Raw genomic sequence first — 540 nt, 5'->3', positions numbered from 1 at the left:
GTAGCCGTTGACCGCGGTTCCCAGGTTGGTGGGCAACACCGACTGGCCGGTCAGCAAAAACCAGATCTCGGTGAACGGATCCGTGGTGCTCGTCGCGGTTGTCGCGGCGGTCGTCGCGTTGGTCGTCGAGGTCGTCCCGGTCGACAACTGACTCAGCACCTTCGACGTATTGGTCGCCGTCGAGTTGCTCGTGGCGTTACTGACCGCAGCGGCCTGGCTGGTCTGACCCGACGCATTGGTCACCTCGGGCGCCTTCTGAAACGGCGTCTGCTGGGTCGCCGTCGATGACTGCCCCGCATAGCTGTACATCGCGGCGGCATCCTGGGCCCAATACTCGCCGTACTGCGCCTCCAGCTGCGCGATCAACGGGGTGTTCTGCCCCAGCACATTGGTCGCCTGCAACTGAGTCACCTGGGTACGGTTGGCCGCGATCAGCGGGGGCGGTACCGAGGAGGCCAGCGCGCTCTCATAGGCCGCCGCGGCCGAACGCGCCTGCGACGCAGTCTCTTCGGCCTGCGCCGCCGTCGTAGTCATCCACGT

General features: G+C 66.1%; 1 protein-coding gene. It reads right to left on the bottom strand.

What is annotated here, in order from left to right; translation table 11 throughout:
- A partial coding sequence (locus OQ789_RS25740) for a PPE family protein (RefSeq protein WP_324689240.1) occupies nucleotides 1–540 on the bottom strand: 540 nt, incomplete at both ends.

Origin of the sequence: Mycobacterium sp. 94-17, from assembly GCF_035617725.1 — a bacterium.
Classification (GTDB): Bacteria; Actinomycetota; Actinomycetes; order Mycobacteriales; family Mycobacteriaceae; genus Mycobacterium.
This window is presented reverse-complemented; position numbering and strand designations above follow the sequence as displayed.